Here is a 15,557-nt window from a genome sequence, read left to right as displayed (position 1 = left end):
CGTCCGGCCGAGCCGGGCGTGGGGCGCCTCGTCGTTCGACGGGGCGTTCAGGCCGCGATCAGTTCGGCGGCCGATTCGGAGTCGTTGGTGGTGAAGTGCGCTTCCCACATGTCTCCGCCGTCCGGTCTGGGGGCGATCTGGGCCAGGAGGTCCTGCACGCGCGGGTCGCTCATCTGCACGAAGCCGGCGAACTGCGGCAACCCGCCGTCGTCGGAAACGGTCGCCAGATGACCCCAGTCGCTGCCGTTCGGCCAGCGGAGAATGGCTCGACGAAACATGTCTTCCTTTCCTGACGGACGGATCCCGAGAAGGGACCTGAATCGAGCCAGCACACTGTGCCATGGAAGATCACGAAAACATCGTTTCCTTCGGGATCTCCACTGAAAGTGTGAACAACCTCAAATCCGTCCGGAGTAATTGCAGGTCAAGGCGGAAGGTTCGAGGGTTTCTCCCGCTCGAGTCCACACCTGGCCGGACCGGCCGCGCGAACCGGGTGGCGCAGCGGTCCCGGAGCCCGCGCGAGCCGGGCCGTCCGCGCGCCCTCTTACGCGGGTACCACGCCTCGCGTGGCAGCATCGGGGTGTGACTACCCCAGTTCCCGGTCATCAGGTTCCCGGAGTGCAGCCCGAGGAGCTGCCCGCCCAGCTGCCCGAGGGCAGCGTGCTGCTCGACGTGCGCGAGGCGAACGAGTGGCAGGCCGGGCACGCGCCCGAGGCCGTGCACATCCCGATGAGCGAGCTCGTACAGCGGCTCGACGAGATCCCGGAGTCCGACCAGGTCTACGTGATCTGCCGCTCCGGCGGCCGGTCGGCGAAGGTCGCCGCGTACCTGGGCGCCAACGGCTGGGACGCGATCAACGTCGAGCGCGGCATGAACGGCTGGTCGGCCATCGGTCGGCCGCTGGTCTCCGATGACGCCGACAGCGAGCCGTACGTGCTGTGACGGCCCGACCTCCCGGCTCCGGGCCGCGCGTGCAGTGGGTCGCCATCCCGCCTGGCGGCCCGCGGCGGATCCGCCCACCGCGCCGACCGCGCCGCTACACCGGTCCGCCGGCCTACCCGGCCGTGCCGCGCTGGGGGTTCCCGCTGCTCGCGTGGCGGTGGCCGCTGGCGCTGCCGCTGCGGCCGCACGCGGATCCGATGGTGCGGGCGGAGTCCACCGCCGGGACGGCCGTGGTGGCGCTTTGGATCACCACCGCGGTCGCGGCGCTGGCCACCCTCGCCGAGGGCTGGCGGTACGTGCTGCTGCTGGTCAGCCGCAGCCAGGCGCTCCCGCGCACGGCGCTGGCGATCTCCGACGCCTTGGTCGGCACGGCCGGCGTGGTCCTCTGGGTGCTGGGCGTGCTCTCCGGCGTTCTCGTCGTCGTGTGGGGACTGCGGGCGCGCGCCGCGGCCGCCGAGCGCATCGGGGTGCAGAACGCCCGGCCGGACTGGGAGGTGGTCGTCGGAGTCCTGGTCCCGGGGCTGAACCTGACCGTGCCGGGCTCGGCGCTGGCCGAGCTGGAGCATTCGGTGCTCGTCGCGGAGGGAGTTCGGGAGCGAGGCGCGCGACCGTCCCCGACGCTGCGCGTCCGGCTGTGGTGGGCGGCGTGGGTGGCGACCCTGCTGTTCGGCTGGCTCGCGTTCGCCTGGGGGTTCTTCGACAGCGTCCAGGCCATGGCCGACGGAGTGCTGCTGCACGCGCTCAACAACGCCCTGGTCACGCTCCTGGCGATCCTGACCGCGCGCCTGATCAAGTACCTGATGCGGCTGCTCGCCCCGATGGACCCGACGGAGCTCAAGCAGCTCCGCGTCCGGGCCGTCCGCGCGGCTCCGCCCACACCCCGGGCCACGCGCCCCGCAAGCGCCCCGCGCTGATTTCTGCTCCGGGATCCACGACTCGTGCATGACCGTTCCGCTGCTGATCACCCTTGAGCGGTTCTGGGCGCTGTAGAGGCTGCGTGGGAACTCGTTCTGCCGGGCGGTCCCGGTGGCTGCCCCAACGGGAGTGGCCTGGGTCTGACTCGCCAACCGGTGCGAAGCGAACGGCCTGTTCGCCTTGATAGACGACACAAACGGTCCGTTCGCTTCACACCAGCACCTTCCAAAACAGCCTCTGCAGCGCCCGAACGCGCTCGCGGTAGCTGAGCAGGCGCAACAGCGCCTCATCGCGGGTGCGGCGGCGTTGTGGTGTGTCACAGATGCCGGAAGTGGATCGAGGTCGCCCGCATAATGGGCGCCGTGCGGCAACCGACCCCCGACGTCGTTGCGCACCGAGGGGCCTCTGCGCATCGCGCCGAGCACACCCGCGGTGCTTACGAACTGGCCCTGGAGCACGGCGCCGATGCACTCGAATGCGATATCCGGGTCAGCCGGGACGGCCGGCTCGTGTGCGTGCACGACCGCCGCATCGACCGGACCTCCAGCGGCCGCGGCGTGGTCAGCGAGCTCACCGTCGCCGCGATGTCCGAAGTGGATTTCGGCGGCTGGCACCAGGAATCGCCGGAGTCCGCGGATGAGCTGGTGCGCCGCCCGCCCGCAACGCCCGAGCACGGCGTGCTGACCCTCGACGAAGTCCTCGGCCTGGTCCGGGACCACTCGCGGCCGGTCAGGCTGTTCATCGAGACCAAGCACCCGGTCCGCTACGGCGGGCTGGTGGAGCACAAGCTCGTCGCGCGGCTGGCCCGCCACGGGCTGGCGGCGCCTGCGGACCCGGAGAGCTCGCCGGTGCTGATGATGTCGTTTTCCCAGTCGGCGGTGCGCCGGTTCCGCGAGGCCGCGCCCGGGGTGCCGACCGTGCTGCTGTTCGACCGTTTCCGCAGCTCGTGGCGGTCCGGGGTGCTGCCACCGTGGGCGGACCTCGCCGGCCCGGACATCCGGCTGCTGCGCGAGGATCCGGGATTCGTCGCGCGCGTCGCCGCGCTCGGACGTGACACGTACTGCTGGACGGTCGACGACCCCGCCGACGTCGAGCTGTGCCGCCGCGCCGGAGTTCGCTTCGTGGCCACCAACTCGCCCGCGTCCACCCGCTTCCACCTGGCTGAATCGGAGCCCGCGCAGTTCGGTAGCGTCACGGCGAATTGACCGCGAGCGAGGGGATTTGCAGTGTCGAAGCGAACCGCACCCAAGCCTCAGGCGGACACCGGGATCAAGCCGCGCCAGCCCTGCCCGTGCGGTTCCGGGAAGCGCTACAAGGCTTGCCACGGTGCCGCCGGTGGTGCCGCCGACGTGATCGTGACCAGGCCTTTCGATGGGCTGGCCGCGGAGTGCGAGCTGGTGGCGCTGCGCGAGTTCGTGCCGTCGGCGACGGCGAAGCTGCCGCTGCGCGGCGAAGGCGAAGTCACCCTCGCGACCGTGCTCCCGATGGCCGCCGCGGCGCTGCGGCGCAACGACGACAAGGCCTTCATCGGGCTCCAGGTGCAGACCCATTCCGGTGATATCAGCCGGGATCTCGCGCGCGCCGTCGAGTGGGTTCAGGCCGCCGAGCTGGGCGAATCGCTGTCGGTGGTGGGCCCGGAGACGGCCGAGGTCGGTACCGTCCCCAACCGCCTGCAGGACCTGCTCGACCCGGCCGCGCCGCTGGACGTCGAGCTGCACAAGGACTTCGCCTGGTGGCTGCCCGACGACGTGGAGCCGACCGGCGAGGTCGCGCTGTCCCTGGAGCGGGCGAACGCCGCGATCATGCCCACCGAGCGGCTGACCGCCGAAGGTGTGGAATCCGCGTACTGGGTGGACGCGGGCGAAAAGGCGCACCTGCGGTGGGTGCGGCCGGAGCCGGAGGAGCAGCTGCTGGCGGCGCTCGCGCGGCTGTCCGCCCGGGCCCAGCTGACGCTGGGCGAGGACAGCAAGTTCGCCGGCTCCTTCCGCGCGCATGGGCTGCTGGTGCCGGTGTGGGACCTCGATCGAGAGAAGCACGCGCGCGAGTGGGACGAGCCCGCTGCGGAGCTCGGGCGCCGACTGGCGGAGGCCCTCGGCTCGCTGGACTCGGAGCCGCTGGACGCGGCGGAGCGGCGCGCCCGCGACGGCCTCCGCGGCCGCCAGGTCACCATCCGCTGACCCGTAAACCGCAATTTCAATGGAAATCGGAGGTCTGATTTCCATGAAATTGCGGAAGTTATCCACAGTCATCGGCGTGCCGGGGTCCGACACGCCGATGTTCCGCGATTTCCATTGAAATTGCGGCCAAGTCCATCCGACCCGACACCCGACCGGACATCCGACCGGACAGCCGTCCGGGGGTGTCCATAGTGGGCTTGGTGTTGGGTCCCGGGCCGTCGGCGAGGCAAGGTGCCGCCTCGCTGACGACCAGCTCGTGGTGGTGAGCCGGTTTGCTCCGGGGAACGACGTGCGTCGCCGGGCACGATATCCAACACCTCGCGAAACCTGTCATCGTTGCGCCAATCGGGTGATCAATGGCGGCGTCCGGCAACCCATCGGCGCGTTGTGGCGTGTCCCTCCACGGCGATACCTGACGTTGAGGGGGTGGAGGGGTGACCGCGCACCTGCCTGCCGTGCCGACTGCCGCCGAGGCGTCCGGTGTCTACCGCGGGCAGGCGCGTCGGGGGGACATGGCGGCAACAGAAGATGACTTCGCGGAGTTCGTCCGGGTGGCGCTACCCGGGCTGATCCGCTACGGCCATGCCCTGACCGGCAATCCGCACGACGCCGCCGACCTGGTGCAGATCGTGCTGGAGAAGGTCGGCGCCCGCTGGGCGAAGATCAGCCGGAACTGCGCGGACCCCAGCGCCTACGTGCGCAAGGCGATGGCGAACACGCACGTCAGCCGCTGGCGGCGGACGCGCCGCGAAACGCTGCTCGCCGACTTCCCGGACGTCCCCGCCGCCATTCAGCAGGATCGCCTGGAGCACGAGCCGGTGTGGGTCGCGCTGCGATCGCTGCCGCCGAGGCAACGCGCGGTGGTCGTGCTTCGTTACTACGAGGGGCTTTCCGAGCTGGAGATCGCCGAGACGCTCGGCGTCAGCTGCGGAACGGTGAAGAGCCAGGCCAGCAAGGCGCTGGCGACGCTGCGCAAGCGGCTCGGGCCGTTGGTGAAAGGAGGTGACGTGTGATGGATCTGGAGGACGAGCTGCAACGGGTCTTCCGGGACGACCAGCTGGACATCCCGGTGCGGACCGGGGCGGAGTGGTCGCTGGTGGCCGCCGCGCGTCGCCGTCGGCAGCGCAACGGCATGCTTGCCGCGACGGGCAGCGCACTCGGCGCGGTGCTGCTGGTCGGGGGCGGGATCGCGCTGGTCAGCCACCAGTCAGACGATCCGCTCCAGCCCGCCGTGCCGCCCGTGGTGCAGTCGGAGCCGAACCCGGGCTCGACCACGTCGCAGGAGCCGTCGCAGCAGCCACCGGCCCCGCCACCGGTGCAGCAGCCGCCGGGCCAGCTGCCGGCATATCCGAGCCCGACGGGCACGCCGGTCCGGAAGCCGCCGCCACCGGAGGTCATGCTGACGATCACTTCCGAGCCTGACCCGACGACCTCCGAGCCGTCGGTCACCAGCTCCCCGAGCCAAACGTCGTCGCAACACCCGGCGACCGAACCCAACGCCCCCGGGTAGTGATGATCTCGGTGTGGTCTTGCACGAACCTCTGCCCTGGCTGAGCCGGCGTTCTGAAAGGGCCTGTGTGACTAGCCCTTTCCGGCACGACGCACTATGTGATCGGCTGAATACCACGAAGGTCAGGGGGCACGGGTTGGCCGACGAACAGGCGAATGGCTTTGCGCCGGGAACGATCGTGGAAGTCCGTGACGAGGCGTGGATTGTCCGGTCGGCGCAACGTTTGAAGAACAACGCGTGGGCGGTGTCCTGCACTGGCGTGTCGGAAGCTGGTGCGGGACACCGACGCGACGTTCCTGACCGACTTGGACGAACTCCGCCCGCTGGTCCCGGAGAAAGCCGAAGTGGTTCCGGATGACTCGCCGCAATTTCGGCGCAGGAGGCTGTGGCTGGAAGCCGTGCTGCGGAAGACGGCGGTGCCGTTGCACGACGAGCGTTTGATCGTTTCCCATCGGATGTTGCTGGATGAGCTCGGCTACCGGCGCCGTGCCGTAGCCCAGGCCGAGGACGACGGGTTTCCGTTTGAGGCCCTGCGGGGGGATCTGTTCGCGCAAGCTGCGATCTCACTGATCGAAGCTCCCTCCAATGTGGACGAGAACTGGGACCCCAGGCCGGTGCGTCGCGAGTTCAAGGCGTCGGGCTGGGAAACCAGTGCTTGCAGACGGTGTTGCGGAAGCTGCTGCTTTCCAGGCCGTGGAAGGGCCGGGACGCCGGCTTCGTCTCGTACGCGCAGCTCGGCATCAACCAGCTAGGTGCGGTGTACGAGGGCCTGATGTCCTACTGCGGTTTCCTGGCGGAGGAAGATCTCTACGAGGTCGCCAAGGGTGCGGCTCGGTCGAGGCGGCACGACCCGCACTCCGCTGCAAGACCCCGGCAAGACCCGATACTGGAAGCAGGTTCTCGGTCAGACGGACGTGCCTGAGACGGACCGACAGCTGCTGACCCCGGACTTCCTCAGCCGCGAGTACGTCCAGGTCATCCTGGGCAACGGGGTGCGCAGTCGCGACGAGTACCTGAAAATCTCCCGACCTGGGCGGCGGGTTCGGCTGAACCGGTTGCAGCGTGCGCGTATCTGGTCGGTGGTCGAGGAGTTCGAGCGCCAGTTGTCGCTGGACGACAAGACGACCTACGGCAAACTCCTGGCGGAAGCCGTCGAGATCGTGGCCGACCAGCGGACCCTGGATACGCACCGGTACGACCACGTCGTGGTCGACGAAGCGCAGGACTTCACGCCGGCACACTGGCGACTGCTACGTGGCGTGGTTTAAGTCGGGCCGGATGACCTGTTCATCTGCGAGGACGCGCATCAGCGGATCTACGGTGACCGGGTCGTGCTGAGCCGCTTCGGGATCGAAACCTGAGGCCGGTCGCGGAAGCTGACTTTGAACTACCGGACCACGAAGCAAGTGCTGCGGTTCGCCACGCGGGTCCTGGGCGATGAGGCATACCTGGATCTCGACGAGGAAACAGACTCGACAGACCGGTACCGATCGTTGCTGACCGGGCTACAGCCGCGCCGTCGGGAATTCCGCAGTGAGACCGATGAGGAGCGCTTCGTTGCGCAAAAGATCGCCGAGTGGAAGGAGGAAGGCGGCGAGTTCGGGGACATCGCGGTGCTTGCCCGGACCGGAAAAATCCGGGACAAGTTCGCGCGGGCACTTCGAGAAGCCGACATCCCCGTGGTGATCGTCGAGGACGGTGACGCCTCGACACGGCGAGACGCCGTGCATGTGGCCACCATGTATCGCGCGAAAGGTGTCGAGTACCAGCGAGTGGCGGTGGTCGGTGCCACCGCAGGCACGGTTCCGCTGGACTATGTGCTGGGCCAGAGCGCCCCCGAGGAGCGCGGCGACGCCGGGCAGCGTGAGCGCTGCCTGTTCTACGTCGCCTGCACTCGACCTCGTGACCAGCTGCTGGTCACGAGGACTGGAACTCGCACACCGTTCCTGTCGTTCCTACCGGAAGCTCCAGCCGAGGCGTGAGCCTCAGAGGGTGCCGCCGGCCGTCCTGGGGGCCGTTGCGTCGACTCCTTCGTCGCCGACCGTTTCGCGGGCCAGGTAGTTCTCGACGTCGAAGAGGTTGCCCTTGGCCCGGTCGACCACGTTCAGCAGCGTCGACATCGAGGAGACCTCCTCGACCTGCTCCTTCAGGAACCACTGCATGAACTGCTCGCCGAGGTAGTCGCCTTCCTCGCGGGCGGTCTTGGCCAGCATCTCGATCTCGCGGGTGACCTCGCGCTCCTGCTCGAGGGCGAGCGCGACGAGCTCGCGGGTCTCGGTGAAGTCGTTGCGCACCTGCTCGATGGCCGGAATGATCGGCTTGATGTTGTTGTCCATCAGGTACTGGACGATCATCATCGCGTGGTTGCGCTCTTCCACCGCCTGGCGGTAGAAGTACGCGGCCAGCCGCGGGAGGTCCTCGTCGTCGAACCAGACCGCGACCGCGAGGTACTGCTGCGAGGCGGTGAATTCATTGCGGACCTGCTCCTGCAGCAGGTGCTCGAACTTGGATTCCTTGTGGTGAATCTTCGCGGTGACAGCCATACCTTCAATATACTCTGGAATCAGTCCAGATACATTTCAGGTAATCCTAATAGTGGTATGGTTGACCTCGGCTGCTCCATTTAGCGAAGGCAATCCTCAAGCAATTAAGCCAAGCCAAACCTATGTTGTTTGCGCTGGTGGCGACGCCTTGGCTACCGAAAGTGGCGAAGTTTCGAAGCTCCTCACCGATTAGAGTGATTAGTTTCGGGTGAAGGGCTCCTTCAGCCGGATTGGTCAGCCGGATTGGTCGGTCAAAGGAGTCCTTTTGCTCGTCCCCGGTCAAGTGATCGGGGAGATTCGGCGCCCGCGAAATGTGATTTCAGGGGCGCAATGGGGCGCGGGTGATGGGGCAGGACATGCAGCGGGGGCCGCCTCGACCGGAGCCGAGTTCGGAGCCGCTGATCCGCAGCACCTCGATGCCGGCTTCCTCCAACCGGGCGTTGGTCTCCGCGTTGCGCTCGTAGGCCACCACGACGCCCGGTGCCACCGCGAGCGTGTTGTTTCCGTCCTCCCACTGCTCGCGCTCCGCAGTCACCGGGTCCAGGCCGGTGTCGATCACCCGCAGGTGGTCGATTTCCATCGCTTCCGCCGCGGCGGTCAGGAACGGCGTCGGGCCGGACACCTTCAACTCGCCGTCCAGCGGACGCAGGGTGAAGGCCTCCAGCGAGTGCTGGATCGCCGGGTACATCACCACCGCGTCGCGGTCGACCATCGTGCACACCGTGTCCAGGTGCATCGAGGCCCGGGCCTGCGCGATCGGCACGGCCAGCACGGTGTGCGCCAGATCGTCGGCGAACATCGAGCGGGCCAGCGACTCCGCGCCGGCAGGGGTGGTGCGCTCGCCGACCCCGACGGCCACCACGCCCGGCGCGAGCAGCAGGACGTCGCCGCCCTCGACGGGCGCCGAGTGCGCGCCGTAGGCGCGGGCGGAGTGCGAGAACCTCGGGTGGTAGGCGTAGATCAGGTCGGTGAGCGCGGATTCGCGGCGGCGCGCGGGCATCGCGAGGGCCGCGATCGCGACCCGGTCGCGGACCCACACCGACGAATCGCGGGTGAACAGCAGGTTCGGCAGCGGGTCGACGGCGAAGTCGTGCGGGTGGTGCATCCGGCGGACCAGGGACTGGCCCTCCGCGGCGGGCAGTTCCTCGAACGTCATGCCCGCGATCAAGACCTCGGCCAGTGCGCCGTTGTCCACACTGGACAGATGTGAGCGCAGCATATCGGCGATGTCAGCGCCCAGCTTGAGCTCGTCCACGCCCGCGAGCACGGCCGCAGCCCGAGCGCGCGGGTCGTGCAGCGCCTCGGCGAGCAGGTCGCGCAGCAGCAGCACCTCGACGCCCCGGTTGCGGAGCACCTCGGCGAACGCGTCGTGCTCCTCCTGCGCGCGATCGACCCAGGGGATCGCGTCGAACAGGAGTTGGTCGCTGTTGCGCGGCGTGAGCCGCTTCAGTTCCGTGCCCGGCCGGTGCAGCAGCACCGCGTGCAACGGGCCGACCTCGCTCTGGACGTGTGGTTCGGTCACGAGTTGCAGCCTAATCGCGACGAATCGAAAGTCCCTTCATTGGCGCTGATTTCGATCAATCATTAAACAAATTGGGCGGTTGGCAGTCGAATCGTTGCACTCGATGGCAGACTGGTTCGGCTTAGAGGCGTCTGAGTTCCGCTACCTGCACCGCCACACAGGACGAGTCTGGAAGCAGTCGTTTCAGGGGAGCCAGCCGACCCGGCCGCGCAGGGCCGCGTAGCCGACGAAGGCCACCACGTCGATCAGCGCGTGGCCGACGATCAGCGGCCACAGGCGGTTCGTGCGCTGCCAGGCGCGCCCGTAGACCAGGCCCATCACGACGTTTCCGACGAACCCGCCGAAGCCCTGGTACAGGTGGTAGCTGCCACGCAGCACCGCCGACAGCCACAGCGCCCGGTTCTCCGACCAGCCCAGCTGCCGCAGCCGGGTCAGCAGGTAGGCCACCACCAGGACCTCTTCGGCGAAGGAGTTGCCGAACGCGGCCAGCGTCAGCACCGGCGCCCGCCACCACGCCGCGTCCAAGGTGGAGGGTTGCACGGTCAGGCTGAGGCCGAGGGCGTGCGCGATGAGGTACAGGCCCAGTCCGGGGATGCCGATCAGGGCCGCGAGCCCGAGCCCACCGGCGATGTCCCGGCTGGGCCGCGACCGGTCCAGGCCGACCCGCCACAGCGCCATCCCGCCGCGCCACAGCAGGAACGCCCCCAAGCCGCCCCAGGCGCACAGTCGCAGCACGTTCGCCAGCTGCGCCAGCATGTCGATCAGTCCGAGCTCGGCCCGCGGGACGTTGATGGCGGCGTGCTGGTCGGCCAGCGGCTCCGGGCGCATCAGGGCGTCCAGCAAGGAGAGCAGGCTTTGCAGGCCGGAGAGCCCGAGCGTCACCGCGAAGACCACGACCAGCTCGATGATGATGGCCTTGCGCTCCGCTCGGTCCGCGATCACCGCGGGCTCGCCGGGCCGGGTCGGGGTCAGCCATGCGCGCAAGGTGCTCACGCGACGAACCGTACCCGGATCGGTGATGTGCGCGGGCGGCCGTTCGAGGTCTGGCAAAACCGGGAAGGCCCGCTCCGAACACTGCTCGGACGACTGAACCAGCGAGGGGTCTGAAGCGAACGGACCGTTTGTGCCGTCTATTGAGGTGAACAGGCCGTTCGCTTCAGACCACCCGGCCTTCAGCCCTGGCGTTGTTGGGCGAGGAAGGGGCAGCCGACGAGGCGGCGGAGTTCGGCGCCGAGGTGTTCGGTCGTGCTGACCGGGCGGGAGAACGCCAGCCGCACGTCGTGATCGCCGTCCGCGGACTCCACCCGCAGCCGCAGGCCGTACTTGTCGAGGCCCAGCGGGCGGATGTGCCCGCCGTGCAACTGCTCCGGCAGGTGCCGGGCCAGCAGTCCGACGACGTCGCGGTGCGAGAGCTCCAGGTGCCGCAGCCACGCGTCTTCCTGCAGGCAGAACGGATCAGGCGCGGCTGCCTGGAATCCCGCCGGGTCCACCGAGCTGGTGCCCTCGGAGTCCGCCAGCACGAGCGACGCGGGCTCCAGGCGCAGCACGCTGGCGCCGTGCCCGGCGTCCAGCAGCCGCGGGTCTGGTCGTTCCGCGGCGACCGAGAGGACCTCGTCGCGGGCCTCCGCGCCGTCGAGCAGGCGCACCCAGCCGGTCAGCCACAGCAGTCCGCGCACCGGCTCGCGCAGCCGGACCGGCGTCGGATCGGTGAGTTCGAGGACGGCGGCGAGTTCTGCGCGCGGGGCCTGCCCGGCAGTTGCGATCAGCGGGTGTTCGTCGGCCAGCAGAACGGTTGCGGCTCCGTCGAAGTGCACGTGGTGCAGCAACGGCGCGATGCGCGCCGAGGCCTCGCCGGCCGGCAGGAGCGCCGCGCGGCCGCCGCGCTTGGCGATGCTCTTGGCCCGTTCCGCGGCGCTCGGCGTCGCAGGCCGACGGATGGTCGTTTCGCTCACTGCTCACCTCCAAACTTAGGCAAGGCTAACGTAATTGACCGGTGTGGGGAAATCGTCGTCCCGGGCGATGTGCGGCCCGGGACGCTCTGGGCCGGATCCGTCGCCCGCGAGCTGATCCGCACACCCCTCTTGGTACCAGCTGGAACGTCGCCGTGGGGAGCCAACCGGGAGTAGTGCGCGAAGGGGCGGTGCGAGCGAAATTGGCGGCCGGAGGATGATGATGTCCAAACCAGGCGAGGGAGGCCTACATGACCCCGCCAGACGTCCGTTTATCGGGCACCTTTGTTCACTCGCCGGTACGGCATTAGCGTGTCAGCCGTGTCAAGCGCTGTTGAGCTTCGCGCGCCCGGTCCGCGCGGCATCCCGCCCCTGTTCGCCCGACTGGTTGACGACGCCGCGCTGTTCCCGCCGGGAACCGCCGGTGTGCAGCAGGCGGTGGCAGACCACCTGGACGCGCGCGGCGGCGAGTACGCGGGCCTGCTGGGGCCGATGCTGTGCAAGGCGTCCCGACTGGCCGAGTTGATCACCGAGCTGGCGAAGGCGAAGCCAGCTTCGCCGGTGCCGCTTTCGCTGGTGTGCGACACCGGGCTGGGCGACGTGCCCAAGGCCCTGTCGATCATCGAGGGGCGACAGGAGCTGCTGGCGCTGCGGATGGTCGAGATGCCCGCGCCGTCGGACGTCGACGACATCTGGCTGGAGCGGGTCTCGGAGTTCGTGCCCGAGGACATCATCCGGGTCGTCGAGCCGCGTCGCGGCGGTGACGGCTGGCTGGGCGGCATCCGGCGGGTCGCCGAGCACGGTTGTTGGCCCAAGCTGCGCTGCGGCGGGCAGACCGCCGAATCGGTGCCGTCCATCGACGTGGTCAACGACTTCATCGCGGTCGCCGGCACCCTCGACGTGCCCTTCAAGGCCACCACCGGGCTGCACACCGCGGTGCGCGGCACCGATCCGGAAACCGGCTTCACCCACCACGGCTTCCTCAACATCCTCGTCGCGACCGCACGCTCGCTATCCGGCAAGGAGGTGCGGGCGGCGCTGGCCAGCACCGACGGTCCCGCGCTGGCGGAGGAGGCGAGCGCCCTGTCCGACGACGCGGCCAACGCGGTGCGCGACGTCTTCGCGTCCTACGGCTCGTGCTCGTTGCAGGACCCGGTCGCCGAACTCGAAGGATTGGGGCTGCTTTGACCTGGATCGAGGACCCCGAGTTCGCCCCGGACAAGCCGTTCGGCCCGCAGACGCTGCCCTACGGGGTGCTGGTGACCGGCGGGGGACGGGTCATCGCGGTGCGGGTCGGGCGGCATGCGCTGCCGCTGCGCGGCATTGCCGGGGCGCTCGGTCCTCGACTCGCCGAGCTTGTCTCCGGCTCCTCGCTCGACCCGCTGCTGGCGGCGGGCCGCGACCGCTGGCACGAGCTGCGGGAGCGGCTCACCGAGCTCGTCACGGCCGACCGGGCGCCGGCCGGTGCGGGGCTGGTGCGCACCGACTGGCACACCCTGGTGCTGCCGTTCGCGGTCGCCGACTACGTCGACTTCTTCTCGTCGCGGCACCACGCCGAGAACGTCGGCCGCATCTTCCGCAGCGCCGCCGCGCCGCTGCCCGAGAACTGGGCGCACCTGCCGATCGCCTACCACGGCCGGGCGGGCACCGTATACGTCTCCGGCACCGACATCCACCGCCCGCGCGGGCAGCGCAGGGCCGCCGGTGACCTGCAGCCCGCGTTCGGCCCGACCCGGCGGCTGGACTTCGAAGCGGAGGTTGGGTTCGTCTGCGGCGGCGAACCGGCCGCCCAGGTGTCCACTTCGGACTTCGCGGAGCACGTGTTCGGCGTGGCGTTGGTCAACGACTGGTCGGCGCGGGACATCCAGGCCTGGGAGTCCAAGCCGCTGGGGCCGTTCCTGGCCAAGTCGTTCGCCACGTCGGTCGCCGGGTGGATCACCCCGCTGGAAGCATTCGAGCACGCCCGCGTGCCGACTCCGGCACCGGAGCACGTGTTGCAGCCCTACCTCGTCGAGGCCGAGCCGTGGGGGCTGGACCTGCGGCTGGAGGTGCGCTGCAACGAGACGCTGCTGTCCCAGCCGCGATTCGAGCACATGGCCTGGTCGCCCGCGCAGCAGCTCGCGCACCTGACCGCGAACGGTGCGCCGGTGCGGCCCGGTGATCTGTTCGCCTCCGGAACCGTGTCCGGCCCGGAGCGCGACCAACGGGGCTGCCTGCTTGAGCTGACCTGGGGCGGGGCGGAACCGATCACATTGCAAGACGGTGAGCAGCGGACCTTCCTCCAGGACGGGGACCGGGTGACACTGAGTGGCAGTGCGCCGGGACCCGACGGTTCGGTGATCGGGCTTGGCGAGGTTACCGGCACGGTGCTGGCCGCGGCTCGGAGGTGACGCGATGGCCCAACCCAGCCCCGAGCCGATCCACGCCCCGGTGGGCCTGCACCGCGACGTCCAGCCGGGCACCAAGGAGAGCTCGCTGACCCTGGACCGCGGGCTCAGCCTGCTGCAGGCCGTGGCGGACGCGGAAAGCGAAGCGCCCACCATCAGCGACTTGGCGGCGACCGTCGGGGTCAGCCGCGCGGCGGTGTACCGGCTGCTCGGGCCGTTGCAGAGCCGCGGCCTGGTGCGCCGCGAGGGCTCGAAGGTGCGGCTCGGGCTCGGTGTGCTGTGGCTGGCCGGGCGCGTGCTGCCGCAGTTGCGCGCCGCGTCGCTGCCCGCCTTGCGGGCGTTGGCGGAGAAGGTCGGCGCGACGGTGCACCTGACCGTGGCCGACGGCAGCGAGGCGCAGGTCGTCGCGGTCGCCGAGCCGTCGTGGACCAGCTACCACGTGTCGTACCGGGTGGGCAGTCGGCATCCGGTGCAGCGCGGGGCGGCCGGTCGCGCCGTGGACCTGCCGCCCGACGGGCCACGCTGGATCACCAGCAGCGGCGACCTGCAGCCGGGGGCGTTCGGAGTCGCTTCGCCGGTGCGCGGAGTGCCGGGGTTGCGCGCCAGCGTGGGCGTGGTGGCCCTGCAGCCGTTGGCGCCCGACGAGGTCGGCCCGCTGGTGCTGGAGGCGGCGGAGGCGGTCGCCGAAGCGCTCCGCTGATACCCGCGCCGCGGAACCCGGGTTCTCGGGGTTCTGAGCGCATTTCGGCGATGGGCGGCGCAGGGATCCGGTCCGATGGGTGACGCGGGGATCCTGGCCGGTGGGTGAATTTTTTCCGCGACCGTTTTTCGCCGGTCGATCGGGGCTGCTCAGCGGGTTTTCCGGAATCAGATCCACCGGTTTTAGATGATCACGTCCACGTCTCTTTTTCGCAGGTCAGAAGCGAATGCGAACAGTGTGTTCACGTTTGCTCCGGTGAGATCGCCCGGGTAAAGATGAATTGTCTTCGCGCGCTCGACATCCGCAGGCAATCGTCGAGAGGACGTCATGACCATCCTGATCACCGGCGGACCGGGAACGCCGGCCGCAACGTGCTGCGCCAGGTGGCAGCCGCCGGGGAGCCGGTGCGCGCGCTGACCCGAAGCCCCCGCGTCGAGTTCCCGGCGGGGTGCAGGCCGTCCGGGGCGATCTCGGCGTCCCCGACACCTTGGCGGCCGCCTTCGAGGGCGCCGACCGGCTGTTCCTGTTCCCGGTGCCGCAAACCGCGCGCGAGGTGGTCGACGCGGCGAAGCGGGCCGGGGTGCGCCGCACGAACTAAACATCGTCGAGGTCGCGGCCGCCGCGCTGCTGGAGGATGCGCACGCGGGCGAGGCGTACGACATGAACGGCCCGGACCTGATCACCTACCGCGAGCAGGCCGAGGACGGCACGGCCGCAGTCGCCGCCGGCAACGCGCTGGTCGTCTGAGCTGCCGTGCCGGTCGGGGCGTGAGCGGTGGGCCGGCTTCGCACTTGCGGGCAGGTGGGCGCTGCTTCGGATGTCCAGTGGTCGTCGGCCGGGCATCGCGCGCCAGGAACCGGAGCCGGTACTCCCGATCCGGTTTTTCGCGCTGAAGTCTTCCGCATCACCAGA

At 69.6% G+C, this 15,557-nt stretch carries 19 protein-coding genes; 13 read left to right on the top strand and 6 right to left on the bottom strand.

Going from position 1 to position 15,557, the window contains the following annotated elements:
• Positions 1–47: 47 nt before the first annotated feature.
• A complete protein-coding gene (locus DL519_RS29725; protein ID WP_190819677.1) occupies positions 48–278 on the bottom strand; it encodes a hypothetical protein in 231 nt (76 codons plus the stop codon).
• A gap of 340 nt (positions 279–618) precedes the next feature.
• Here DL519_RS29725 and DL519_RS29720 point away from each other — a divergent pair, with 340 nt between their 5' ends.
• From DL519_RS29720 to DL519_RS29680, 9 genes are all read left to right on the top strand, one after another.
• Positions 619–942, top strand: coding sequence for a rhodanese-like domain-containing protein (locus DL519_RS29720; protein WP_190824295.1), 324 nt, complete (start codon positions 619–621; stop codon positions 940–942).
• A complete protein-coding gene (locus DL519_RS29715) occupies positions 939–1,856 on the top strand; it encodes a DUF4328 domain-containing protein (RefSeq protein ID WP_223839716.1) in 918 nt (305 codons plus the stop codon). Before DL519_RS29720 ends, DL519_RS29715 begins: the two co-directional genes overlap by 4 nt.
• 354 nt (positions 1,857–2,210) lie before the next feature.
• Positions 2,211–3,062: a glycerophosphodiester phosphodiesterase gene (locus tag DL519_RS29710; protein WP_190819675.1), complete on the top strand. Its 852-nt coding sequence runs from the start codon at positions 2,211–2,213 to the stop codon at positions 3,060–3,062.
• 21 nt (positions 3,063–3,083) lie between these two features.
• Entirely contained in the window at positions 3,084–4,034 is a 951-nt protein-coding gene (locus DL519_RS29705) for a DUF5926 family protein (RefSeq protein ID WP_190819673.1), read from the top strand.
• A 434-nt stretch (positions 4,035–4,468) separates the two neighbouring features.
• Positions 4,469–5,047: a SigE family RNA polymerase sigma factor gene (locus DL519_RS29700; RefSeq protein WP_190819671.1), complete on the top strand. Its 579-nt coding sequence runs from the start codon at positions 4,469–4,471 to the stop codon at positions 5,045–5,047.
• Positions 5,044–5,544: a hypothetical protein gene (locus DL519_RS29695; protein WP_190819669.1), complete on the top strand. Its 501-nt coding sequence runs from the start codon at positions 5,044–5,046 to the stop codon at positions 5,542–5,544. The genes DL519_RS29700 and DL519_RS29695 overlap by 4 nt, the downstream gene beginning before the upstream one ends.
• 272 nt (positions 5,545–5,816) lie before the next feature.
• On the top strand, positions 5,817–6,296 hold the full coding sequence (locus DL519_RS29690) for a hypothetical protein (protein ID WP_190819667.1): 480 nt from the start codon (positions 5,817–5,819) through the stop codon (positions 6,294–6,296).
• 72 nt (positions 6,297–6,368) lie between these two features.
• Positions 6,369–6,812 carry a UvrD-helicase domain-containing protein gene (locus tag DL519_RS29685; protein ID WP_190819666.1) on the top strand — a complete coding sequence of 148 codons (444 nt, stop codon included), beginning with the start codon at positions 6,369–6,371 and terminating at the stop codon, positions 6,810–6,812.
• A gap of 114 nt (positions 6,813–6,926) precedes the next feature.
• Positions 6,927–7,526 carry a 3'-5' exonuclease gene (locus tag DL519_RS29680; protein WP_190819664.1) on the top strand — a complete coding sequence of 200 codons (600 nt, stop codon included), beginning with the start codon at positions 6,927–6,929 and terminating at the stop codon, positions 7,524–7,526.
• 3 nt (positions 7,527–7,529) lie between these two features.
• Here DL519_RS29680 and DL519_RS29675 read toward each other — a convergent pair whose 3' ends face one another.
• The 4 genes from DL519_RS29675 to DL519_RS29660 all read right to left on the bottom strand — a co-directional run bounded on the left by DL519_RS29675 (position 7,530) and on the right by DL519_RS29660 (position 11,561).
• The gene (locus tag DL519_RS29675; protein ID WP_190819662.1) at positions 7,530–8,087 is read right to left on the bottom strand and encodes a ferritin; all 558 of its coding nucleotides are present in this window, start codon (positions 8,085–8,087) and stop codon (positions 7,530–7,532) included.
• Between the two features lie 319 nt (positions 8,088–8,406).
• Positions 8,407–9,609 carry an arginine deiminase gene (gene arcA, locus DL519_RS29670; protein ID WP_190819660.1) on the bottom strand — a complete coding sequence of 401 codons (1,203 nt, stop codon included), beginning with the start codon at positions 9,607–9,609 and terminating at the stop codon, positions 8,407–8,409.
• A gap of 183 nt (positions 9,610–9,792) precedes the next feature.
• Entirely contained in the window at positions 9,793–10,602 is an 810-nt protein-coding gene (locus DL519_RS29665) for a CPBP family intramembrane glutamic endopeptidase (protein ID WP_397544988.1), read from the bottom strand.
• A 179-nt stretch (positions 10,603–10,781) separates the two neighbouring features.
• Positions 10,782–11,561: a DUF2470 domain-containing protein gene (locus DL519_RS29660; RefSeq protein ID WP_190819658.1), complete on the bottom strand. Its 780-nt coding sequence runs from the start codon at positions 11,559–11,561 to the stop codon at positions 10,782–10,784.
• A gap of 318 nt (positions 11,562–11,879) precedes the next feature.
• On the opposite strand from DL519_RS29660, the gene DL519_RS29655 reads away from it, so the two are divergent.
• The 4 genes from DL519_RS29655 (at position 11,880) to DL519_RS29640 (ending at position 15,243) form a co-directional block, all read left to right on the top strand.
• Entirely contained in the window at positions 11,880–12,746 is an 867-nt protein-coding gene (locus tag DL519_RS29655; protein ID WP_317891399.1) for a hypothetical protein, read from the top strand.
• A complete protein-coding gene (locus tag DL519_RS29650) occupies positions 12,743–13,948 on the top strand; it encodes a fumarylacetoacetate hydrolase family protein (RefSeq protein WP_190819656.1) in 1,206 nt (401 codons plus the stop codon). The genes DL519_RS29655 and DL519_RS29650 overlap by 4 nt, the downstream gene beginning before the upstream one ends.
• 4 nt (positions 13,949–13,952) lie before the next feature.
• Entirely contained in the window at positions 13,953–14,645 is a 693-nt protein-coding gene (locus DL519_RS29645; RefSeq protein ID WP_190819654.1) for an IclR family transcriptional regulator, read from the top strand.
• A 448-nt stretch (positions 14,646–15,093) separates the two neighbouring features.
• Positions 15,094–15,243, top strand: a complete 150-nt coding sequence (locus tag DL519_RS29640) for a hypothetical protein (protein ID WP_190819653.1) — start codon at positions 15,094–15,096, stop codon at positions 15,241–15,243.
• Here DL519_RS29640 and DL519_RS29635 read toward each other — a convergent pair.
• On the bottom strand, positions 15,240–15,488 hold the full coding sequence (locus DL519_RS29635) for a hypothetical protein (RefSeq protein WP_190819651.1): 249 nt from the start codon (positions 15,486–15,488) through the stop codon (positions 15,240–15,242). The two genes, DL519_RS29640 and DL519_RS29635, sit on opposite strands and share 4 nt — an antisense overlap.
• Positions 15,489–15,557: the final 69 nt, after the last annotated feature.

The sequence above is a fragment of the Saccharopolyspora pogona genome (assembly GCF_014697215.1).
Lineage (GTDB): Bacteria > Actinomycetota > Actinomycetes > Mycobacteriales > Pseudonocardiaceae > Saccharopolyspora > Saccharopolyspora hattusasensis.
The sequence above is the reverse complement of the archived record's forward strand: the minus strand, read 5'-3'. Positions and strand labels throughout refer to the sequence as shown.

Coding starts and splice junctions, on each gene's coding strand:
- DL519_RS29725 (WP_190819677.1), bottom strand. CDS start 278: ATGTTTCGTCGAGCCATTCTCCGCTGGCCGAACGGCAGCGACTGGGGT.
- DL519_RS29710 (WP_190819675.1), top strand. CDS start 2,211: ATGGGCGCCGTGCGGCAACCGACCCCCGACGTCGTTGCGCACCGAGGG.
- DL519_RS29675 (WP_190819662.1), bottom strand. CDS start 8,087: ATGGCTGTCACCGCGAAGATTCACCACAAGGAATCCAAGTTCGAGCAC.
- DL519_RS29645 (WP_190819654.1), top strand. CDS start 13,953: ATGGCCCAACCCAGCCCCGAGCCGATCCACGCCCCGGTGGGCCTGCAC.
- DL519_RS29635 (WP_190819651.1), bottom strand. CDS start 15,488: ATGCCCGGCCGACGACCACTGGACATCCGAAGCAGCGCCCACCTGCCC.